At 45.8% G+C, this 21,748-nt stretch carries 18 protein-coding genes; 7 read left to right on the top strand and 11 right to left on the bottom strand.

What is annotated here, in order from left to right; all coding sequences use genetic code 11:
- Positions 1–16 precede the first annotated feature (16 nt).
- The 3 genes from H8K33_RS13980 to hppD all read right to left on the bottom strand — a co-directional run bounded on the left by H8K33_RS13980 (position 17) and on the right by hppD (position 4,312).
- Positions 17–2,422, bottom strand: coding sequence for an EAL domain-containing protein (locus H8K33_RS13980; RefSeq protein ID WP_186891645.1), 2,406 nt, complete (start codon positions 2,420–2,422; stop codon positions 17–19).
- A gap of 295 nt (positions 2,423–2,717) precedes the next feature.
- Positions 2,718–3,266, bottom strand: a complete 549-nt coding sequence (locus tag H8K33_RS13975; protein WP_186891644.1) for a VOC family protein — start codon at positions 3,264–3,266, stop codon at positions 2,718–2,720.
- A gap of 11 nt (positions 3,267–3,277) precedes the next feature.
- Positions 3,278–4,312: a 4-hydroxyphenylpyruvate dioxygenase gene (gene hppD / locus H8K33_RS13970; protein WP_186891643.1), complete on the bottom strand. Its 1,035-nt coding sequence runs from the start codon at positions 4,310–4,312 to the stop codon at positions 3,278–3,280.
- A 149-nt stretch (positions 4,313–4,461) separates the two neighbouring features.
- Between hppD and H8K33_RS13965 the strand changes: the two genes are divergently transcribed.
- Positions 4,462–5,340, top strand: coding sequence for a LysR family transcriptional regulator (locus H8K33_RS13965; RefSeq protein ID WP_186891642.1), 879 nt, complete (start codon positions 4,462–4,464; stop codon positions 5,338–5,340).
- Between the two features lie 115 nt (positions 5,341–5,455).
- Here H8K33_RS13965 and H8K33_RS13960 read toward each other — a convergent pair whose 3' ends face one another.
- Both H8K33_RS13960 and H8K33_RS13955 read right to left on the bottom strand, forming a co-directional pair.
- Positions 5,456–5,881, bottom strand: coding sequence for a type 2 periplasmic-binding domain-containing protein (locus H8K33_RS13960; protein ID WP_222613423.1), 426 nt, complete (start codon positions 5,879–5,881; stop codon positions 5,456–5,458).
- A gap of 12 nt (positions 5,882–5,893) precedes the next feature.
- Positions 5,894–7,042, bottom strand: coding sequence for a hypothetical protein (locus H8K33_RS13955; RefSeq protein WP_186891641.1), 1,149 nt, complete (start codon positions 7,040–7,042; stop codon positions 5,894–5,896).
- Positions 7,043–7,352: 310 nt separating this feature from the next.
- On the opposite strand from H8K33_RS13955, the gene H8K33_RS13950 reads away from it, so the two are divergent.
- A complete protein-coding gene (locus H8K33_RS13950) occupies positions 7,353–7,652 on the top strand; it encodes a DUF4286 family protein (RefSeq protein WP_186891640.1) in 300 nt (99 codons plus the stop codon).
- Positions 7,640–8,338 (top strand): hypothetical protein, encoded by a 699-nt coding sequence (locus tag H8K33_RS13945; RefSeq protein WP_186891639.1) that lies wholly within the window; start codon positions 7,640–7,642, stop codon positions 8,336–8,338. The genes H8K33_RS13950 and H8K33_RS13945 overlap by 13 nt, the downstream gene beginning before the upstream one ends.
- A gap of 65 nt (positions 8,339–8,403) precedes the next feature.
- Here the strand turns inward: H8K33_RS13945 and H8K33_RS13940 are convergent, their stop codons facing one another.
- Entirely contained in the window at positions 8,404–10,623 is a 2,220-nt protein-coding gene (locus tag H8K33_RS13940) for a carbohydrate binding family 9 domain-containing protein (RefSeq protein WP_186891638.1), read from the bottom strand.
- 135 nt (positions 10,624–10,758) lie between these two features.
- Complete coding sequence (locus H8K33_RS13935) at positions 10,759–11,823, bottom strand: porin (protein WP_186891637.1); 1,065 nt, start codon at positions 11,821–11,823, stop codon at positions 10,759–10,761.
- Between the two features lie 366 nt (positions 11,824–12,189).
- Between H8K33_RS13935 and coq7 the strand changes: the two genes are divergently transcribed.
- On the top strand, positions 12,190–12,822 hold the full coding sequence (coq7, locus tag H8K33_RS13930; RefSeq protein WP_186891636.1) for a 2-polyprenyl-3-methyl-6-methoxy-1,4-benzoquinone monooxygenase: 633 nt from the start codon (positions 12,190–12,192) through the stop codon (positions 12,820–12,822).
- A 198-nt stretch (positions 12,823–13,020) separates the two neighbouring features.
- Here coq7 and H8K33_RS13925 read toward each other — a convergent pair whose 3' ends face one another.
- The 3 genes from H8K33_RS13925 to H8K33_RS13915 all read right to left on the bottom strand — a co-directional run bounded on the left by H8K33_RS13925 (position 13,021) and on the right by H8K33_RS13915 (position 16,512).
- Positions 13,021–15,297 (bottom strand): UvrD-helicase domain-containing protein, encoded by a 2,277-nt coding sequence (locus tag H8K33_RS13925; RefSeq protein WP_186891635.1) that lies wholly within the window; start codon positions 15,295–15,297, stop codon positions 13,021–13,023.
- 61 nt (positions 15,298–15,358) lie between these two features.
- Positions 15,359–15,877: a 3'-5' exonuclease gene (locus tag H8K33_RS13920; RefSeq protein WP_246443606.1), complete on the bottom strand. Its 519-nt coding sequence runs from the start codon at positions 15,875–15,877 to the stop codon at positions 15,359–15,361.
- A 176-nt stretch (positions 15,878–16,053) separates the two neighbouring features.
- Complete coding sequence (locus tag H8K33_RS13915; protein WP_186891701.1) at positions 16,054–16,512, bottom strand: DUF2721 domain-containing protein; 459 nt, start codon at positions 16,510–16,512, stop codon at positions 16,054–16,056.
- Positions 16,513–16,749: 237 nt separating this feature from the next.
- On the opposite strand from H8K33_RS13915, the gene H8K33_RS13910 reads away from it, so the two are divergent.
- Positions 16,750–17,277 carry a DUF6622 family protein gene (locus H8K33_RS13910; RefSeq protein WP_186891634.1) on the top strand — a complete coding sequence of 176 codons (528 nt, stop codon included), beginning with the start codon at positions 16,750–16,752 and terminating at the stop codon, positions 17,275–17,277.
- Here H8K33_RS13910 and H8K33_RS19965 read toward each other — a convergent pair.
- The gene (locus tag H8K33_RS19965) at positions 17,274–18,128 is read right to left on the bottom strand and encodes a hypothetical protein (RefSeq protein ID WP_186891633.1); all 855 of its coding nucleotides are present in this window, start codon (positions 18,126–18,128) and stop codon (positions 17,274–17,276) included. The genes H8K33_RS13910 and H8K33_RS19965 overlap by 4 nt on opposite strands.
- Positions 18,129–18,487: 359 nt before the next feature.
- On the opposite strand from H8K33_RS19965, the gene H8K33_RS13900 reads away from it, so the two are divergent.
- Positions 18,488–20,287: a DUF1800 domain-containing protein gene (locus tag H8K33_RS13900; protein ID WP_246443603.1), complete on the top strand. Its 1,800-nt coding sequence runs from the start codon at positions 18,488–18,490 to the stop codon at positions 20,285–20,287.
- Positions 20,288–20,316: 29 nt separating this feature from the next.
- Positions 20,317–21,717 carry a DUF1501 domain-containing protein gene (locus H8K33_RS13895; protein ID WP_186891632.1) on the top strand — a complete coding sequence of 467 codons (1,401 nt, stop codon included), beginning with the start codon at positions 20,317–20,319 and terminating at the stop codon, positions 21,715–21,717.
- The last annotated feature ends 31 nt before the right edge of the window (positions 21,718–21,748 follow it).

Here is a 21,748-nt window from a genome sequence, read left to right as displayed (position 1 = left end):
CAATTGGGGAGAATGCTTAATCCGCCAGATGTTGATGTGCTAAGAAATAGGCGATCGCCTGATCAGCAGGCAGGGCTTTAGAAAAATAGAATCCCTGGCATAAATCGCAGCCAGCATCTCTGAGCACCATCAGTTCGTCTTGGGTTTCTACACCTTCAGCAACCACAGTTAAATTCATCGCTGAGGCAAGAGCCACGATACTATTAATGATGGGATTATCTTGCTTACTACCGCGACTCCCCTTCACAAAAGTACGATCAATTTTGATCACATCTAAGGTGAGTTGATGCAAATAATTAAGCGAGGAATAGCCGGTTCCAAAATCATCTAGTAAGACTCGCACATGATTCTTTTGCAGAACCTGGATATTATTTTGTGCAATCGCAAACTTCTCAATCACCGCGCGTTCTGTAATTTCTATGCCCAAAGTATTGGGTTCAATTTTGAATTCATGGAGCAAGGCCAACACCGTGTTAATGAAATCTGGACTGGCAAAATGGCGGCCAGAAATATTCACGCTGACCTTCGGTGAAACGCCGGTTTGCTCACGCCAAGTATTCATCTGTTGCAAAGCCTGGCGCAACACATAGCGGTCGATCTTTTCGATCAAACGATGTTTCTCGGCGTAGTCAATAAATTCGTTCGGTGGAATCCAAGATTTCAAGGGATGCAACCATCGCAATAAGGCCTCAAAACCGACCGCCAGACCGGTCGCGACATTCATCACCGGTTGATAATGCAGAACAAACTGTTGCTCGTTCAATGCGGTATGAATCTCTTCACCCAGCACCAAATCACGCACGTTCGCACGATCGAGCAAAGGGTCATACAATTGGAAATGTCCGCGACCTGCGGCTTTGGCCTGATACATGGCCGCATCGGCACGTCGGATAATTTCGCTGGCAGAGAGCGAAGTATCATGTGCAAATGCGATCCCAATACTGGTAGAACAAATGATCAAAGCCTCATTCGCCGCTATCGGTTGCTGCAATGCCTGAATAATCCGCTCGGCTAATTGAACGGCCGTCTCTTGCGTATCAATATCTTCTAGGAACAGGGCAAATTCATCGCCACCGAGTCGCGCCACCGTGTCTAACTGACGGGTTTGTTGCGTCAGTAAATGGGCAAACTTTGTTAAGAGTGCATCGCCAACCGCATGACCGTAACGATCATTAATCGTCTTAAATAAATCAACATCCATATACAAGACCGCGCATAGTCTCTGCCCCTGCCGGTCTTGTTTTTTCAAGGCATGCGAAACTCGGTCAAGAAACAAAGTACGGTTCGCTAAACCAGTCAAAGCGTCATGCAGCGCCAAATGCTGCAACTTCTTCTCGGTGACTTTGCGCTTCAATAAATTCGACACATGACGCGAGACGAAACTCAGTAGTTCCCTATCTTTTTCCAGATACTGCACCAAAGGCGAATACGTCTGTACCACCAAAGCACCTTTCAGATCATCACCAGCATGAATTGGCACCCCTAACCACGATTCCGCAATCGTTCCTAATAATTCAAAATCACCGCGCTGTATGCGTTCGGCGATCTCTTCACGATTGAGTAAAAGTGAGGTGTTATTGAAAATCACCCAAGCGGACATACCGCGCATTTCAGTGTCAATCGGACCAATATCGGCTGGAAGATCAGGATGCCTTTCATCGACAAAATACGGGAATTCGATGCGCCGGGTTTCTTCGTTATACACAGCAACGAAAAAAGATTTTGCGTAAAGTAATTCTGCGATCAGATGATGGATTCGTTCATAGACCGTAAAGAAATTCTCATCTTCATAGGTCAGCGCTGCGATATTGAATAAGACACTTTGCAACTTCTTCGCATATTCCAATTCACTAATAGATGACTCTAATTGATCAATCAGATTGGTTTGCGCTAGTTTTGCTGCGACCATGGAAGTGACTGCGGTAAGAATTTTAATCCGCTCGGCTGTATAAAAATCTCGCTCTAAATTTTCACTATCAATCACACCGATCAGTTGGTCAGAATAAATGATAGGAATCGCCAACTCAGAACCAGATTCTTGCATGTCAACGACGTATCCTGCATCCGCACTCAAATTATTGACGACGATCACTTCTCTACGCAAAGCGGCGCGCCCAACAATGCCTTCTCCCAAACGTAATTCAAGCGCATTACTCACCACACCTGGCTCAGCCATCTTATGTCCAAATGCCGATTGCTGAACTAGTAATTGCTGATGACTATCCCACAAATAAATCACACAATCTTCAAAACCCATCTGACCAACTACTTCGTTGGCGGTGTACCAAAGCACCTCTTCGCGAGTACGTAGACGCAACAAGGCAATCGCAAACTCACTCAAAATATTGAGCGAAGAATTGCGTTCACGCAGTAAGGCAATTTCTTGTTCCGTTTCAGTATGAATAGGCGGATTTGTCGGCATCGCAGTGAAGTGCTCTCTCACAAAGTCGGCGTTATTGATTTAGAAAGATCAATAATGATTCATAGAGTTTCTATGAAGTTCGTTTTTACGAGAGCAATTATGCAGGAATTTCTTTCATATTCTGAAGGAAATTAGATATCTAAGAATACAAAACAACAAAGTGCTGGTCGCGCTTTGTTTTTCTCATTCTAAGTAAGCGCTAAATAGATCAAGGCTATTGGAGAAAATGAAAAAAAGCAAAACTGAAAGTTGCCAGTTTTGCTTTTTCTATCATTCAAAAAACCTGCGATTGCAGTTATTGCGAAAATTCTTTTTCATGCAACCATGCCGCATGATGAACGGTGCGCTTACTTGCTGTCCAGTCCGCCAACATCTGTGGTGCCAATTGGTTCAAGCGCTGCAACATCTCCGGAGTTGATGTATTCGCTGCTAGTTCGATGCGATGCCCATTCGGATCATTAAAATAAATTGATTGAAACAATTCATGATTAGTTGGTCCTACTACATCTAATCCCAAACTTTCTAAATGTGCCTTTGCCTTAATCAAACTATCCATATTCTCGACTTTAAACGCCAGATGTTGCACCCAGGCCGGCGTATTTAAATCACGCCCCATAGGCGGGGAATTCGGTATCTCAAAAAATGCCAGCACATTGCCATTGCCAGCATCCAAAAATACATGCATGTAAGGATCTTCTTCTTTGGTCGATGGAACGCGATCTTCAGAAATTGCCAACATAAAATTCATACCTAAAGCGTTCTGATAAAACTCCACGGTTTCCTTGGTATCGCGACAACGATATGCGACGTGATGTACGCCCTGCAATGCCGATGCAAATGTCATGATCATGCTCCTTAAATAACGCCACGGCGTTCTTGGTCTTTCTCAATCGAACGGAATAAGGCACCGAAATTACCTTCGCCAAAACTCAGATTATTTTCGCGTTGGATGATCTCGATAAAGATAGGACCGATGATGTTTTTTGTGAATATTTGCAATAGATAGCCGTCATCATCACCATCTACCAAGACCTGATGCTGCGCAATTCGCGTGTGATCTTGACGCACATTGGGCACACGCTGGAATACATCTTGATAGTATTCATCATCAATATCCAAAGTCTCAATCTCACTGCCTTGCAATTGATCGAGAGATTGCAGAATATCTTTCGTCAAGAAGGCTAAATGTTGAACGCCTGGACCGTTGTAGTCACGCAGATATTCAGCGATTTGATCTTGTTCATTCTTCGGTTGATTGATAGGAATACAGAAACTGCCATCTGGCGAACGCAGCGCATAACTAGTTAAGCCTGTTTTAGCTCCCTGAATATCAAAGTAACGGACTTCGGTAAAGCCAAAAATATTTTTATAGAAATTGGCCCATTTTTCTTGTTCACCAAACGGTACGTTATTGGTCAGATGATCGACGCATAAAAACCCTTTGTCTGCTTGCACTAGTGGCGATGCCAACGCAACAAAATCGCGTTCGTAAATCGACAAGCCACTGACAGCTGGTTCGATGAAATAAATCAAACTATCACCAATCCCATACACCGCTGGGTAAGCGTGGTCTGTATCAGTATCAGCAGCTACGCGCGCGCCACGCTTGACCGCTTCTTGCAAAGCAAACTGCGCATTATCAACCCGCCATCCCATAGAACAAATTGATGGGCCGTGTTTCTTCGCAAATTCGGCTGAATTACCTTGGCGCTCACTGTTAATCAAGAAATGAATATCATTTTGGCGAAAGTAACTGATCGCTTTGGACGCGTGCTGACGTAATTTTGAAAAGCCGAACGCCCAAAATAGTTTTTCCAAATACTCAGCAGATGGCCCACAAAATTCAGTGAATGCTATACCGCGTAGCTGAAGTGGATTTGCTTGTGTCATGATCGGTCTCCGTTAAAATTTTCATCACCAACACCGCGTTGGTGAATTTTCTAGTCACTGTAATCAACACACTCAAACAAAAAAAGCGTAATATTTTGCATATCTCCATCAAATAAATCGATCATGTTTAGTCGATATGCTGTGCACTTATGAGTCTGGATCTGAATTTTTTACTTGCACTCGATACTGTGGTGCGCGAAGGGAGTGTCGCGAAAGCCGCACTACGCTTGCATAGAGCACAGTCGGCGATCAGCTATCAGATCAAACAACTTGAACAGCAATTAGGTTTGACACTGCTTGATCGCGATGGCTATCGCGTCAAACTGACTTCTGCTGGCGAAGTGATCTTATCGGAAGGACGTCGCTTGCTGATACAAGCGAATCAATTGGAAGTGTTGGCGCAGGAACTCAATCAAGAATGGGAAGCCAAGCTCTTGGTGATTATCGATGGAATTTTGCCACTACAATCGATCTTAAAAGCATTAAAAAATTTAGCCGATGAAGGCGCGCCGACGCGCGTGCAAGTGAAGGTGGAATTTTTACAAGGCGTGCAGCATCGCTTCGAAACAGATAAAGCTGATTTGATGATCGTCAAAGATTACATCCCTCATCCACATCTACATGCGGAAAATCTGTCAGAAATTGAATGCGTACTCTGTGTCAGTATCACCCATCCCTTGGCAGGTATGCGCAACATCAGTCTCGCACAATTGCAAGAGCACACCGAGTTATCGGTGCAAGACTCTAGCCAAAGCAGTAATGACCAACACATCTTTGGAAGTGAACGGGTATTTTACTTAGATGGCTTTTTCGCTAAAAAAGAAGCACTAATGATGGGCTTAGGCTATGGTTGGATGCCAAGCTTTTTAATTCGTGCAGAACTCAAAAAGAAGCAATTAGTCGAAGTGAAGTTTATCGAAGATTCACGCTATCGCTTCATTCCAAAAATGGTACATCATCGCGACCAAAATTTAGGTCGCGCCGGACGGCGATTGGCAGAATTATTGCGTGCAGAAACCTCGGCATAAATGGATAAAAAAACGGCAGCACGCTGGCTGCCGCAAACACATGAGCTGACTAAAACTTGAACCCAGATACTTCATATTTCATACTGATAGGACTTAATGCTTCTTTAGTGCTTATTTAGTGCTTAATCACTTTCACAGACTTATTCACTTTAGATGCATCAATATAGGCAATCGCCCCTGGCGTGCTGGCAACAAACTTCAAAATATCTTCATCGCTTGCCATTTCTTTTGGTGGCTTCGCACCACCGGTAAAAATTTGCCGCGCCCACTGAGCCTTCAACTGTGCAGGATTTTTCTTGAGTAGCTTATTACCAAATTCCTCGCGCACAGCACCTTCTTTTTGATCAATCGGTGTAGCTTCACTTCCATTGGAAAAGGTTTTGGTTTGTCCTAGAAAAATTTTCGCAATCTGCTCTTCATCAATCGCAGCCGAATTCGCAGGATTGACGATAACCACCACATCCGCCACAGCAATAGCGCTGCAACTCATCGCAGACACGATACCGACATAGCCTAATAATTTAGGAAAGGAAAAATGCATGATATTTCTCCTCTAGAAAGTGAAGTCATAAGAAACGGTTGCCAACTTGCGCGTATTGTCGGTACCGTTTAAGAAATCCCAACGACTACGATCAAGCTGGAACTTGAGGAAGCTACTATCCGACAATTGATAACGTAAAGTCACTCCGATGTTTCTATCGACCTCGATGGCTTTGCCTACACCATCAAACGAGTTAAAACGACTAATTGTTACCATCGGTAAAAAATTTCCAAGTCGATATCCTGCACCCATCAAATAGCCCGTGTAACTGCCACGTTGCGAAGACTGGTCAATTTTTGAAAACTCTGTTCTGACGACCAGATCATCTTTATCGACATTCATCGATAAAGAACTGTAAGTCTGTGGTGAATATTTTCCATAACTGATGTCTGGCGAAAACTGTACCAGACCCGTTGGCCCCATGCGCAGTCGTCTTTGCTTGGATTTATTTACCGATGCACGCACAGTGAACCAATCGCGATTCAATTCAAGATCGACACCATACATATTGTCCCACTGCACATCGACGCGCGACGGGTCGCCTAATTTAGCAATCACGACTTCTTTGGCATTTTCTTTTCCAAAATAGGCACTCGATTTCACTGCCCAGCCACCAATATCATCACGGAAAGTCAGATTCACACCGTTGTAATTCACCACCGGCCAGCCATAAACATCGGGAGGAACGCGAGTCCAATTGTAAGCGTATGCCACGTCTTGAAAATCTGAATAAAAGAAGAGTGGCAAACGTTTGCGTCCGGCCTGCACCGTCCATTTTGGACTGAGGTTGTAACTCAAGAAAGCCAGCTCTATGCCAAGCTCAGCATCACCCGCAGCGTGACGCGCCATCAGTTGGCCAGTGAAAGACAGATTGTCGGTAAAGGTCGCGGTTCCTTGCAATCCAAATCGCGATTCAGGTTTTAGTGACCAACGTGATTCGTACACGCTGCCGTGAGAATAATCTGCGATATAACAAGGACACTTCCATTTATTATTATCAGGAAAGCCGACTTCCAAACCAGAGGCACTAAATACCTTACCAGCGGTAATATTTCCAAATCCAGAGTACGTGAAATCGACAGCTTGACTGGTTCCCGCAACACCAACCAAACTCAGAGCGAGCATTGCCCTGTAAATATTGACTGCTTTCAATCTACCCATTTTCCATCCTCCTCATGTGAGAACTGCAAAATCTTGATACCTTGATCGCTGAATTGAGTGCGCTCCAAGCAAAATAAGATGGATATCGCATGGTTCTAAGTATAGGCGGACTGTTGGCAAGTGATATGCCACATAGCAAGTTTTTCTAACGCAACACACAGAAAAGCAACGCTTCGCTGGCCTTTACCTGCTGAGTTTGCCGCGCGATTTCTGTCTTATTAAGATAAAAATATAATATTATCGCGAGCACGTACAATTCTTTATGATTTAACGAAACCTGAGTTCAAGCGCAATTTGGAGAGAAGCAAACATGGTCTTTTATGAGGTAAGCGTAACAATACGCGCAGACTTAGCCGAAACCTTCATGGCATATATGCGTAAAAAACATATTCCAGAAATCTACGCGACACAATGTTTTCAACAGATTCATTTCGATCATGCAACTGAAAACACTTACAGAACCTGTTATCAAGCAGCCTCTCAAGAGGACTATAACCGCTATATAGAGCAGTATGCACATCAGATGCGTGCAGATTTTATGCAACATTTCCCTGACGGTTGTGAAGTTAGTCGTAAGGTATGGATGGGCATTCAAACATGGGGCAACTAGTTCGACCAAAGGCAAGCACACTACGCTTCAGTATGTGTGTAGGTATCTGCGTGGTTGCATTGATGAGCAATCCAAGTTTGGCGCAAAACCAAGACACATTATGGTTAAAAGTCGTCACGAAGATGAAAGCCAATCAGCAGATGGTGCCAAGAGATGTGGAGTTGACCATGTATGTGACCAAGGATGAACAGCAAAGTCAGATAAATATTCAAAAGAGAATCACGAGCTGGAATCAACATGGCGCGGTCTACACCAATTTAAAAACTACCGTGGTGCCAGCGTCTCCAGAGCCGAAAAAAGAAATGAAGGCATTCGATATGAAGAGTGTGATGAACGGTATCAGTGGCGAAATCTTCAAACCCGATGCAAACGTCAAACGAACTGACGATGTGATACTGGGTGGAAAAAAGTGGTCCTTATTTGAACTTAAAGAAGGTGGTCTAAAAAAAACCTCGATGAAAATCTGGGTGCATCCAGAAACAACCCAAATCTATCAACAAGAAATAGAAGCCTACATTCCTATGGGCTTTGATGGCAAGATGCAGACATTCTACGACTTAGAAGACGAAGGAAATAACCTTCCAGTCATGAGTAAAAGTTCAGGAGTAGTGCTGATTCCATTTAGAAAGATGACACTTTCTATCACGGAATCCTACAAGAACTGGATCAGTCGCCCGGCTAACTAATTACTTAAGCTTGCCACGATCTAGGGCGTGTTGACCTAATATTTTGGCATGCGCCCTAGGGCAACCTAGATCTGCCAAGAAAATTTGGTAAACAATTCACTTTGCTTACGCTTAGCAACGAAGCCCGGCGTGTCGGATTTTGTCACCGTCCAACCGAGGTAGATTGCACTACCGACACCGGCACGATGGGTGTACACAAATGAACTGACACTACGACTGCTTTGCGGTGCAACCGTCTGCTGATAAGCTTTAGGGTCACGCTTGGTGCTGGCATCTTGCAATATCATCCTGATCGTATCTTTAGCGCTCAAGTGCAATATGCTATTAATTTGCAAAGCAGTTTCTTTGTAGGTGCGTTCACTCGTTTGCCCACCTTGTAGGTGATCACGATCAATCCAATTCGTTGCAAAACTCGGTTCTAACTCAAGACGGTCGATTGGTCGAAGTTTCGCACTCATCGAATACGAACCGCCGCGTCCTAAACGATTTGCCATGATGTCGATTACATCACCGATGGTAAAGTCGGTGGAGATTCTGGCGATGCGTTTCCCTGGACTTGCCGCCAAGCCACCTGCGATACGACCGATGGAAAATAATTCGCCGTCTTGATTTACTCGACTACGTACCGTCGGACTCAAATTTAAATACGCAGAACTATCAAATGGTCCGGCAATCCGAACTCCTGGCGTCAAAATTTTTGACAGTACATTGCCTTCACTATCCACTTTGTATTCGGCGCTAATATAGGTATTGAATTCATTCAACACGCCAGTACGACCGAATTTCTTGGTGACTTCGGAGTTGATACTGCGAAATCCAACTTGCGAAAAAAACCCATTGTCCGCCCGAAAATCTTTACTGAAATCACGCACGTTCACTGACATGCCCCAAGCGTCATTACCACGAGACCAATCAAAATAGGCGGCATGGCCAATGGTGGTATTCGCACGCGCCAGATTACCCTGTGCATTCATCTGTGCATTCGTCGTGCTCATCAACACTTGCGCACGCATTAATTGATTGCGGTCGATCTGCCAAACGAAATCTGGACCGGCGACGCGATTGTAGCCAACGCCTTGCGCATATTGCCTGTCCGTCAAAACCGCACCCAGTGAAAGTGAACCTAGACGAAAATTCGCACGGGCATCCGTCGCTGTTGACGCAACCTGACTAGTCGCATAGCCGGTGAAATAAGTTTGTGGCACCAACACCAAGGCACCTGCTGTATCTCGACTACTCAACACACTAAAGTCTTTGTCAGCATCACGTTGGGTGTAACGCAAACCGACATCCGGATTCGCGATAGTGCGCGTACTGATTGCATTTAAAGGCGTGCGGAAAATGTCAGCGCCTTCCAAAAAGAACGGTCGCTTTTCCTGCACAAAAATACCGAAACGGGTATTCCCCGATAACTGCGGTGAATCTAATTCGATTTGTGAAAAATCCGGATTCAACGTCGCATCGATCGTGATTGCCGATGTTGGTCGTAATTTAAAATCTAAACTGACATCTTTTGATGAACTAACCACCCTAGCTTTACCATCGATCTGATCTTGCGCACGGCGCGCCACTAATTGCGGCGTGACGTTCCAACTCATACCAGATGGCAAATGTTTCATTCCCTCGATGGTGTTTGAAAAACACAAATTACAATTGGTCGCACGTGTCACAGCACCGCTATACATGCGATAACGCTGGTCGCGTGTCATATTACGTAAGACTAATAAACTCCACGGTGTCGTTGAATGCTTATCATAAGCAATCGAGGAAAAAGGGATTTTGAATTCTGCACTCCAACCGCCATCAATACGCGCCGGGCTCGCGGAATATTCATAATCTGGTGCAGTATCATCACCCGAGGTGTCGCTATAAATACCATCCATCAAAGCACCGCGTGCATTGACATAGAATACTTGCGCCGCCTTATGTCCACTGCTTGGGTCGATATAAAGTGCAAAAAAATCCTGATCGATACTGATCTTGTCTCGGCGTGCAAAAGAGTCGCGGATCTGACTTGGATCATTGTCAAAACCTGTCACGCCCACGTACAAGAAACGATCGTCATACATCACTCGCACTTCCGTACGCAAATGTGCCGCAACATTATCAAATGGTTGCGTCTGGAAGAAATTGGTATGCGGTGTCACTGATTTCCATACAGCCTCATCGAGTTTGCCATCCAATTTCACAACTTCATTTTTCTGTAACTGATGCGCTTGAAAACCAGCGTGTGCCACGGTTGAAAACATCATGGCACTGAAACACAATACGGAGAAAAATTTCATAGTTGATCTGATTAAGGCACTAAAGGCTAAATGAAAGGCAGGAAAAGTAAGGCGCTGCTTAGAAGGAAGGATTATCAAATAGTTCAAAAAAAAAGACTGCCGAAGCAGTCTTTTTTTCAGACTAAATCCAGAGGATTAGAATGAGTGCAATACACCAACTGTTGTACGCGTTGCTGTCTTGTTACCTGCGCCGATGAACAAGCCCAATTCTTGGTCTTTAGCTGCTTTAGAGTCAGCTTTAGCATAAGAGAAAGAACCGTAGAAGGCTGTGCGCTTGCTCAAAGCGTATTTAGCAACACCAACGAATTGATCTGCTTCGCCTTTTACATCGCCAGAGCGACGGTTAGCGTAGTAAGCAGCTGTCAATGTTGTTTGTGGAGAAACCATATAATCAAAACCTGCACCAAACACACTGATAGTACGACCAGTTGTGTTCAATTCGTTTTCAGCATAAGTTACTTTTACTGTGAAGTCTGAACTCACAACAAACTTCGCACCACCAGTGTATGAACGAATTGTTGAGCTGTTAGTTGCGTCTTTCAACTGAGCGTAAGAGAACACAGCTGTCAAACCATTTTGGCTGAAACCAGCAGATGCACCAGCGTAGCTGCTTGCAGATGCGTCACCAGCTTTTTCACCGAAGCCATACATTGCGCCGAAATTGATGCCGCCCAATACGGATGGGAATGCATATTTCACAGAATTGTTTTGACGTGTTGGGGAAGATGCACCAACGCTAGTACCGTGTGTACCGAACAAACCAACATTGTTCAAAGAACCCAAAGCGATATTTGGGTTAGTGCCAACGTGTGCAACGTTCAATGGATCAACTTGAATCAAAGTGTCGTATGCCAAGTTTGTTTGACGACCAACATTGACTGTACCGAAGCTGCCAGACAAGCCAACAGATGCGTTACGGTCGAACAAGTTACCTGCTGTACCAGTATCAACGTTCAAAGAGCTTTCCAAGTTGAAATTTGCTTTCAAACCGTTGCCCAAATCTTCAGTGCCTTTCAGGCCCCAACGTGAAGAAGACAAATTGCTCGCGTCCAAAGAAAACTTCTTGCCACCAGCGACTGTCTGGTTAGACATGTGGGATGTAGATGCATCGATTACACCGTACAACACAACAGAAGATTGTGCAGAAGCAGCAGATGCAAATGCACCCAATACTGCGAAAGCGATAAGTGATTTTTTCATTGAAAAACTCTCCAAAGGTTAATAAATTTTTTCGGGTCAACAATCATTACTAAGTATCGACCAAAAATTGGGTCTCTTATAAGCACCGTATTATAAAAATAGGGCGATTTTTGCCTCGTATGCTAAGTGGCATTGGAACAAATTGCACTGTTTTGGGCAAAGAGAATTGCGCTATTATAGAACATATTCAAATTTTATGTGGCATTGCAACAACAAAGCACCAAAAACGCTCAGAAAACCTGTCACGAGTATAATTTTTCTGTTAACGCACTGCCTTGTCTTAACGCAAGTTTTTGCGCTTAATTTTGCGGTGGTTTACGGCAATCCAATTACAATCCGATTTTCTAGTCTTCCTCATTGAGCCTCATGTTCACCAAAACTACCGATCACTTATTGATTAATTTTGACCGTGCCTTACGTGTGGTATCTGGACAAGCGCGCGCATCGCGTCGCAACCCTGGAGATATTTGTGCAGAGCGTGAGTTATCGGATATCCAAAAAAAACATAGCGCTGGTTTAATGCGGGTAAATCATGTTGGTGAAATCTGCGCGCAGGCTTTGTATGATTCACAAGCGGTGTTCTCTAAGTCTGAAGAGGTGAAACGACAATTTGCCCGCTCAAGTATTGAAGAAGAAGATCACTTGGCCTGGACCGCTGAGCGCTTAAAGCAGCTCAATTCCCATACCAGTGTGCTCAACCCCCTCTGGTATGTCGGCGCCTATGCCTGTGGGCTGATTGCGGGCCGCTGTGGCGATGCCATTAGTCTTGGCTTTGTGGTGGAAACTGAAAAACAGGTGGAAGCCCATCTCGCTAGTCATCTAAATGAACTGCCGGCGCAAGATGAAAAATCGCGGGCGATTGTTGAGCAAATGCGCGTCGATGAAATTGCCCATGGTGCAGCCGCTGGAGAACTCGGTGCGACAGATTTACCGGCGCCCGTCAAAGTATTGATGCAAGCAATGGCAAAAGTGATGACAACCACAGCTTATCGTATCTAATGTCATTGATGAAATCTGCAAACCGTGGCAGATTTCATGACATAAGACTTAAGATTAAAGAATCGAGACCTCTGTACAACTGTAGCGAGCGGTCGAAGTTTGGATCGAGAAGCGTACCTGTGCTAGAGCATAGCAACGTATTGGCAAAATCCCAGATTCAAAGTTCGGCCGCGCAGTAGCTTGTGCAGAAGTCTCGAATCAACATTTCTCTAACTTCGCAATACTCAAGTCGAGTAATTTCATTCCGAATTTACCAAAGTTAATGTGTGCACGTGCGTTGCTGCCGCTACCTTCGATATTCACGATCACACCTTCACCAAACTTCGCATGGGCGACGTTTTCGCCGATACGCCAAGCATTTGTGACCTGATGCCTCGTTATATTTTGCGCGATTGCATTGGCGCCTGATTCGGGTGCATCGTCCCATGCAGATTTCGGACGTGCAAACCAACTCGGCTGTATCTTCGGAGATAACCACTTGAGCGACTCTTCTGGCATTTCATCAAAGAAGCGTGAGCGCATGTTGTAACGTGTTTGTCCGTGCAACATACGCGTTTGCGAGAAGGTCATGTACAAACGTTGACGGGCACGTGTGATCGCCACATACATCAAGCGCCGTTCTTCTTCCACACCCGATTCTTCCTGACTACTATTTTCATGCGGGAATAAGCCCTCCTCCAAACCACCGATGAAAACCGCATCAAACTCCAAGCCTTTGGCCGCATGCACGGTCATCAATTGCAAAGCATCTTGTCCCACTTGCGCTTGATTGTCACCAGCTTCTAGTGATGCATGTGAGAGGAAAGCGGACAGCGGTGACATCACTGTTGGCAAGGCCGCATCGGCATCGATAATCTCTATGCCTTGATCGTTCGCAATTAAGTTACTGGCGGGTCTGGAAGCTGGTCCAGCCAACGCTGGCGCATCATGTCCGAAGCCTTCTTCAGATACAAACAGCGTTGCCGCATTCACCAATTGTTCCAAGTTTTCTATGCGATCTGCACCTTCTTTTTCGGTCTGATAATGGGTCAGCAAAGTGCTCAGATCGAGCACTACTTGCACCATTTCCGGCAGCGGTAAATTCTGCGTTTCAAAGCGTGCGCCTTCGATTAGTTTTACAAAGCCACCCAACGAAGAACCCGCTTTACCCGACACATAAGGCACCGCTGCATACAAAGAAATATTGTATTGTTTTGCCGCATCTTGTAATTGCTCTATCGAGCGCGCACCGATACCTCGCGTCGGGAAATTCACCACACGCATAAATGCCGAATCGTTGTGTGGATTGTCCATCAACTGCAAATACGCAATCGCATGTTTGACTTCGGCACGATCGAAGTAACGCTGACCACCATACACGCGATATGGCACATTTGCCGAAAATAGCGCATGTTCAATCACCCGTGATTGCGCATTCGAACGATACAAAATCGCAATTTGGCTGCGTTCGAAACCGTCGCGGATCAGGTTTTTTGCTTCTTCGGTGATCCACTGCGCTTCTTGTATATCGCTACTGGCTTCAAAGATTCTGACCAACTCACCATGTCCGGCATCGGTACGTAAATTTTTGCCCAAGCGTTTGCTATTGTGTTCGATCAGCGCATTCGCGGTATCCAGAATATGTCCATGGGAACGATAATTTTGTTCCAGCTTGATCAGATTCTCGACGCGAAATTCTTTTTCAAACGCTGCCATATTGCCGACATTTGCGCCGCGAAACGCATAAATACTTTGGTCATCATCCCCCACGGCAAACACTGCGCCATGCGTGCCCGCCATCAGTTTTAACCACTTGTATTGCAAGTCATTGGTGTCTTGAAACTCATCGACCAAGATATGTTTAAAGCGTGACTGATAATGTTCACGCAAAGGTTGATTACGGCTCAGTAATTCGTAGGTGCGTAATAAGAGTTCCGCAAAATCCAGCACACCTTCGCGCTGACATTGCAGATCGTAGAGGTCGTACAAAGCCACCATCTTACGATTGAAATCATCATAGGCATCGACTGCGGCTGCGCGCAAACCCTGATCTTTCGCGCTATTGATGAAATACATCAAAGTCTTAGGCGGATACTTTTCATCATCGATATTATTCGCCTTTAACAAACGCTTAATAAAAGAAAGCTGATCGCCGGAATCTAAAATTTGAAAGGTTTGTGGCAGACCTGCATCGCGATGATGCGCGCGTAATAAACGATTACAGAGACCGTGAAAAGTCCCTATCCACATGCCGCGTGTATTGATCGGCAGCATTGCTGACAAACGCGTCAACATTTCTTTGGCAGACTTATTGGTAAATGTCACCGCTAACACGCCATTTGGCGAGATTTGTCCGGTTTGAATCAACCAGGCAATGCGGGTTGTTAATACACGGGTTTTACCGGAGCCAGCACCTGCCAAAATTAAGGCAGATTGCGCAGGTAAGGTGACGGCAGCGAGCTGCTCAGGATTGAGGTTATGTAAGAGATTTTGCATCCCGATATTATACGGGAGTGCCTAGGTGGAAAATCGCGATCCAACAAAAAAGACTGATTTTTTATACAGTCTGTCCATTCTGCATTTTTTTTGCTTCGTCGTAAGTTCTGAGCCAAGTCAGTTGCAAAACCCTTGCGTCACTGCTGGCCCGATGTCTGGCAACACGTAGTTCTTTGACGACTTGTTCCTTGGTAGCATTCCAATTCGGCAATTGATCATCGTCGATAATTTCATACAAATCGACAAGCTTAAACTTAGGAGCAATCTGCGCAGATTCAAATAAACAGGCCAACCACACATAGTCTTGACCCCAGCCATCGGTATACACCGTGCGACCACCGAGAAAAAAGTTCAGTTGTTCAGCCACAAATTGCGCGGTATTGCCACGCTCAATCAGCACTTCACGTGGAATACCATGTACACGCGCGGCATCCAGATCCCAGTGTATCCATTCAGATTCTGGACGAATCAATGAACACCAACCTTCGCCATGACGCCCTGAAAACCCAATTTCAATAGGATAACTGCCCTGTCCGAAACCAGAGGCTTCAATATCTAGAATGATGGGCACAGTCATCATCGCCAACTCCTGTATTGGGGATCGCACACGAAGTCAATTCGATGCAATAGAGAAATTCCATTGTGCCTTAAAATTTCGGACAAACAAGAATTTACCGTCGAGTTTCAAGCAGATGACGCGGCTGACGTGGTTTTTAGTTCACGTCTGATTGTGTTATTAGCAGTGTAAATCCGCCCTTATGGAAGAAAACGCGCACCGTGCTCACGTTGACGTCGTAAGGTCTTAGTCGCAACAAAAATCTCACGTAAGAAATAGATAAAACTACCAATCAATGCTAATACGCCGCTGACGAACAAAGTCGCGACAATTTTATCCAAATGTAAATCGAGTGCATCGCCCAAAAATAATGCCGCGATGACCAAACAAATCAATAAAGCGCAAGTTGAACTGAGGGTAATCGCGCGATTAATCAAATGCGAACGCTGATACAACTCATCTAATTCGATACGCATATTCGGGCTTAAGCCTTCTGCGCCTTGCGTACTCACGATATCTTCTAACACTCTGGAGCGATCAATAATCCGCGCCAGGCGATTTGTCAGCACTGTGAGATTGGTGCCAACGCCCGTCAGCAAAAATACGGGGGCAATCGCCAGTTGAATAATTTGTCCGATATTTCCAAGATGTAAATTGATCACAGTACGTCTCTGTTTATGTGCTGGTAAAGGTAGTTTCTATTCTAGCAGGCATATGCAAAGACGACAGCAAAAGCCTCGTCAAACTTGGCGACTTTGGGATGCAAGTCACGGCAGAAAAATAGCGCCCCGTCGCAAAGCGATGGAAACAAACAAGGTCGTCAAGGCAAAGTAGCTACATTCAGTAGCGAAATCCATTCGCCAAATAAATCAAAATAACTGGGGGAAATAACAATCATGGCGCAACTCTTCACACATACCCCAACTTGGGTCTGGCTCTTATTGGCAGGTCTTTGCTTCATAGGCTATTTACAAACGAAAACGCGGCAAGTTTCGCCAATGCGTTTAATGTTATTGCCACTCGCCATGATGATCTGGTCGCTGTTCACAACGTATCAACAACTAGGTTATCAACTAAACACACTCTTGGTGTGGGGCTTAAGCTCAGCGTTCAGTTGCTACGTCTTTGGCAAATCATTTTCAACAAAACAGAGCAGTTACGACCCACAAAGTGGTCAATTCATGGTGATAGGAAGTTGGATGCCTTTGATACTCATCCTCGGCATCTTCTTTACAAAGTATTTGATGAGCGTGAGCTTAGTGATGCGCCCGCAATTACAAGAAAACCTTGGCTTCACATTAAGTTTAAGTGCATTACTTGGTGCGTTCAGCGGTGCTTTGTTAGCCCGTGCGGTAGGCATATTGCGCTTACGCCAGCGACCATCCGCTGCGCCAATCAGTGCTCATATTGCCTTGGCAGATTAACGTTTTGGTTTAGCGAATTCTGGGAATTCTTCCAACATAAAAGCTTCCAGCTCCGCGCTATCTTCTACTCTTGCCGACAAATTCACTACACGACCAAGGCGATTTGATTCCCATCGAAAATCGCCTTTGTAATGCGTGCGAATAATTTCTATCATTTTGCGAACCATCGCGAGGTCAAGATTACCGCCAACGCCCGCATCAACTTCGATGGTCTGCTTCCAACCATTGCTGTTGACCTTCCAACCACGGAAAGTAAAAGTTCCTATCCTGACGCTCTTGCTGACAATCTGAAATACCCCGTTAGTACCATCTTGTCCGCTCGCCTGTTGCATACTGCGTCGAACATTTGCCTCTGCAATTTGTTGTGCACTTAAACCGCGCTGACCTTGTTCTGCCTCACGATTCTCGGCTGCCGCGGTTGCCTCAGCTTTTTGCCGACGTTCACGTGCCGCATTTAGCATGGCTGCCATGTCTGGCACAACATCTTCATATTTTTTCGGGGGATCGATCGGTAAATTCGGATCAATAATGGCATCTGGGTTTGGCGGACTAATGATGGTCTTTTTAGCCGCACTAGTTTTCACCGCTGGTGATTTCGAGGCAGCTTTTTTGGGCTCGGCTTCGCCCTTTTTCACCTGTTTCATTTTTTCCATGATGAACACCATAGGGCCGGCGACAGGCTTGCCACTTTGAATGTCCGAACGAATTTTTAGCAACAGATAGAAAAATAGTCCGTGTAGCAATAGCACAATCACAATCGCGATCAGACGGCGTGGTCTGATCCGCAATTCGATATGAATAACACCTTGTTCTTCTAGCTCGCGCTCTCTTGATTCTGTGTACAACTTCATGCGGTCTGATTCAAATTGCTTTGCTAATTCGTGGAAGTTGGCAAGGATACCTTAATCTTGGACGAATGCTTGTATCAAAGCATTGCAAGTTGATTTATTTTTGAGCAAACACCCTAACAAGATGGCATGTCATCTTCACACCAAATGGAAGCTGTAATTGTATTTTTGCGCAAGAGATGTAACAGAAACTCGCCATCATGATCAAAATACCAGTGTCGGTGCGCTAGGAAATGCCTAAGAAATACGCAGCATCACAACTCACATTTGCTTACAAAGCCACTCTTGCCGAGTCAAGCCACGCTCACTACGCTGGGATCTCCTTTCCAGTTTCTACTTTTTCTTTTCCAGTGAGGCGCGACATGCTAATTGATGCACACACCAACAGCGAAGCTGAGGCCGAGACAATGCCTCTTGCCCCCTCTTCGCCCAAGTCAACAAGCGCTGATAGCAAATTCATCACAGGTCTGCTGGCTACCGCCACTACGACGATGGCGGTCTCCGCTTGCGGGGGTGACGGCAAAGTGGGTTCAAACGATAATGCCAGCAGCCCTGCAGCCAACGCTGGCAGCACAAGCACTTCGAATACACCCACCTCAATTGCAATTAGCAATGCAGCGGCAGCGCGCTTTTTAATGCAAGCGGGAATGGGCGCGACGCGCGCAGAGATCGCACAAGTTCAGGCCTTGGGATACAGCGGCTGGATTGATCAACAAATGGCGATGCCAGCGAGCCAAAGTCGTTGGGACTGGCTGCGATCAAAAGGTATGGATGCCAGTGAATTTCGCAACTCCCAAGCTGGTTTTGATTCTTGCGCCTGGAAGAAATTGATCAATTCCCCAGATAGCCTGCGTCAACGCATCTGTTTTGCCTTGTCCGAAATTCTAGTGGTTAGTATCGAGGGCTTGGTGAATGGCGGTGGCTGGAAAGCCTTTGCTGCAGCGAACTATCTTGATTTATTGGAAGCCAATTGCTTCGGCAATTATCGCGATCTCTTACAAAAAATTTCTACCAATACCGCGATGAGTTTATATCTGACCTATCGTGGCAATACCAAATACAATCCTGCCACAGGTGCGCTGCCAGATGAGAACTATGCGCGTGAATTAATGCAGTTGTTCAGTATTGGATTGGTGAATCTGAATCAAGACGGCAGTGTGATGACACAAAATGGCGCGCCAATCGAGAGCTATGGTTTAGATGATATTACGGGTCTTGCGCGGGTGTTTACTGGATGGGATTTTGATCTCTCGACGAGCAATACATCGACGCCAGATTATCACCGTCGTCCATTACGCCAATATCCGAATAAACATGAAAGCGGCGCGGCCAGCTTTTTAGGACAAAATATCCCTGCCGGAATCAGTGGCGAGGAAGCACTCAAGCGCAGTTTGGATATCATTTTCGCGCACCCTAACCTCGCTCCATTCATCTCCAAACAGTTGATCCAGAAGCTAGTCACGAGTAACCCAAGTGCCGCCTATGTTGCCCGTGTTTCTGCTGTCTTTAACCATAACGGCCAAGCCAGCGGGCTCAATGCCAAAGGGGATATGAAGGCGGTTATCAAAGCAATTTTGCTTGACGACGAAGCGCGCAATTTGAACAACACGCAATTAAGTCATTTCGGCAAGCTACGTGAACCAATACAGCGTTTTTTAGCTTGGGCACATAGCTTCAATGCAAACTCACCGAGCGATCTTTGGCGCGTTGGCGACACCAGCGATGCCGGCACCAAGCTTGGACAAAGCCCACTACGCTCCCCTAGCGTATTTAACTTCTATCGCCCTGGTTATGTGCCGCCAAACACCAGCATTGCCGCGGCATCTCTGAGCGCACCAGAAATGCAAATGGTCAGCGAATCTTCGGTTGTTGGCTACGTTAATTTTATGCAGGACATCATTGATGGCACGCGAGGTGGCAATGACCTGCAAGCAGATTACAGCAACTTACTTTTGCTCGCAGATAATCCAGCTGCCTTAGTTGGCGAAATCAACTTACTGTTGGCGGCAGAACAGTTAAGCAATGCCAGCGTGCAAACCATACAAAATGCCATCGCCAGTATCCCGATGACTACAACGAACAGCGAGCGCGCTAAATATCAACGCATTTACGCTGCTTTATTGTTGGTACTGGCATCACCAGAATTTATCGTTCTGAAATAAACCTGTCTACGTTTGAGGAAAAGATCATCATGCGTCATCAATCCGACACCAATCCTTCCCGTCGCGCTTTTTTACAGCGCGTTAGTGCAATGTCACTGGCTGGGGTAGCGACCCCTTGGGCAATTAATTTGGCAGCAATGGCGGAAGCTTCGGCCGCAAATGCGCAGGACTATAAAGCGATTGTTTGTGTGTTTTTGTATGGCGGGAATGACTATGCCAATACACTGGTGCCTTACGACACGAATAGCTATAAGGCCTATCAAAGCCTGCGTCCCAACCTCGCCTATGCACGCGATCGCCTACATGCCACCGCACTCAATTCATCGATGCCATTAATCGATAGAAATGGTCTTCAGCGGCAATATGCTTTAGCCCCCGAACTAGCACCGCTTTCGCCCTTATTCGATAGCGGCAAACTCGGCGTTTTATTAAACGTTGGCAGCCTGATACAAAAGACCGGCAAGGCGCAATACACCAACAAAACCGTGCCCTTGCCGCCGAAATTGTTCTCACACAATGATCAGCAGTCAATCTGGCAATCATCCTCGCCCGAAGGTGCTGTATCTGGTTGGGGTGGAAGAATGGGCGATCTGTTCGTTAGCGGGAATGGCAAAGCCACATTCACCTGCGTGAATGTATCGGGGAACGCGGTTTTTCTCTCAGGTAATCAAGCGGTGCAGTATCAGGTCACCAGCAATGGATCAGTTCCTTTGAACGGGCTCAGCACACCGCTATTTGGTTCGACGGCATGTTCCGACGCATTACGCCAATTGGTGACACAAAGCCGTACGCATTTATTTGAAAATGAATACAATCGGGTCAGTGCCCGCTCGATTGAAGCAGATCAAATTCTCAGTGCGACACTTACCTCGGCGCCACCAATCAACACCACTTTTCCTGCCGATAATCGCTTAGCATCACAACTTAAAATGGTGGCGCGCATGATTGCATCGGCCTCTGCACTCAGCGCGAAAAGACAGGTCTTCTTTGTCTCACTTGGCGGCTTCGATACCCACGATGGTCTGTTGACCGAACATCCTGTCTTACTGAAAACAGTGGCTGATGCGCTTGCTGCCTTCTACAACGCAACTGTCGAATTAGGTGTAGCAAATCAAGTCACCGCATTTACCGCATCAGATTTTGGCCGTACCCTTACTGGCAATAATGATGGCAGCGATCATGGTTGGGGCAGCATGCATTTTATGCTGGGTGGTGCAGTGAAAGGCGGAGCACTTTATGGTACCCCACCTGTAGTCGCTAACAATGGCGAGGACGATGTCGGTCAAGGTCGCTTATTGCCAAGCACCGCGGTCGAACAATATGCTGCAACGCTGGGCAAATGGCTAGGAATTTCCGATTCCGAACTGATTGATTTGTTACCGAATCTCAAAAATTTTGATGCCAGCACAAGGGATTTAGGCTTTCTTTAATGGTTTTTAATAGTCTTTAGGAATTTAGGAT

This window comes from Affinundibacterium amnicola (genome assembly GCF_014284275.1).
In the GTDB taxonomy this organism is placed as follows: domain Bacteria; phylum Pseudomonadota; class Gammaproteobacteria; order Burkholderiales; family Burkholderiaceae_D; genus Undibacterium; species Undibacterium amnicola.
Note: the sequence above shows the minus strand (reverse complement) of the source record. Positions and strands in the feature narration are given on the sequence as shown.

Bases quoted from the DNA above. Each gene is read 5' to 3' on its own strand.
- H8K33_RS13980 (WP_186891645.1), bottom strand. From the start codon at position 2,422: ATGCCGACAAATCCGCCTATTCATACTGAAACGGAACAAGAAATTGCC.
- H8K33_RS13975 (WP_186891644.1), bottom strand. From the start codon at position 3,266: ATGACATTTGCATCGGCATTGCAGGGCGTACATCACGTCGCATATCGT.
- hppD (WP_186891643.1), bottom strand. From the start codon at position 4,312: ATGACACAAGCAAATCCACTTCAGCTACGCGGTATAGCATTCACTGAA.
- H8K33_RS13965 (WP_186891642.1), top strand. From the start codon at position 4,462: ATGAGTCTGGATCTGAATTTTTTACTTGCACTCGATACTGTGGTGCGC.
- H8K33_RS13960 (WP_222613423.1), bottom strand. From the start codon at position 5,881: ATGCATTTTTCCTTTCCTAAATTATTAGGCTATGTCGGTATCGTGTCT.
- H8K33_RS13955 (WP_186891641.1), bottom strand. From the start codon at position 7,042: ATGGGTAGATTGAAAGCAGTCAATATTTACAGGGCAATGCTCGCTCTG.
- H8K33_RS13950 (WP_186891640.1), top strand. From the start codon at position 7,353: ATGGTCTTTTATGAGGTAAGCGTAACAATACGCGCAGACTTAGCCGAA.
- H8K33_RS13945 (WP_186891639.1), top strand. From the start codon at position 7,640: ATGGGGCAACTAGTTCGACCAAAGGCAAGCACACTACGCTTCAGTATG.
- H8K33_RS13940 (WP_186891638.1), bottom strand. From the start codon at position 10,623: ATGAAATTTTTCTCCGTATTGTGTTTCAGTGCCATGATGTTTTCAACC.
- H8K33_RS13935 (WP_186891637.1), bottom strand. From the start codon at position 11,823: ATGAAAAAATCACTTATCGCTTTCGCAGTATTGGGTGCATTTGCATCT.
- coq7 (WP_186891636.1), top strand. From the start codon at position 12,190: ATGTTCACCAAAACTACCGATCACTTATTGATTAATTTTGACCGTGCC.
- H8K33_RS13925 (WP_186891635.1), bottom strand. From the start codon at position 15,297: ATGCAAAATCTCTTACATAACCTCAATCCTGAGCAGCTCGCTGCCGTC.
- H8K33_RS13920 (WP_246443606.1), bottom strand. From the start codon at position 15,877: ATGATGACTGTGCCCATCATTCTAGATATTGAAGCCTCTGGTTTCGGA.
- H8K33_RS13910 (WP_186891634.1), top strand. From the start codon at position 16,750: ATGGCGCAACTCTTCACACATACCCCAACTTGGGTCTGGCTCTTATTG.
- H8K33_RS19965 (WP_186891633.1), bottom strand. From the start codon at position 18,128: ATGAAGTTGTACACAGAATCAAGAGAGCGCGAGCTAGAAGAACAAGGT.
- H8K33_RS13900 (WP_246443603.1), top strand. From the start codon at position 18,488: ATGCTAATTGATGCACACACCAACAGCGAAGCTGAGGCCGAGACAATG.
- H8K33_RS13895 (WP_186891632.1), top strand. From the start codon at position 20,317: ATGCGTCATCAATCCGACACCAATCCTTCCCGTCGCGCTTTTTTACAG.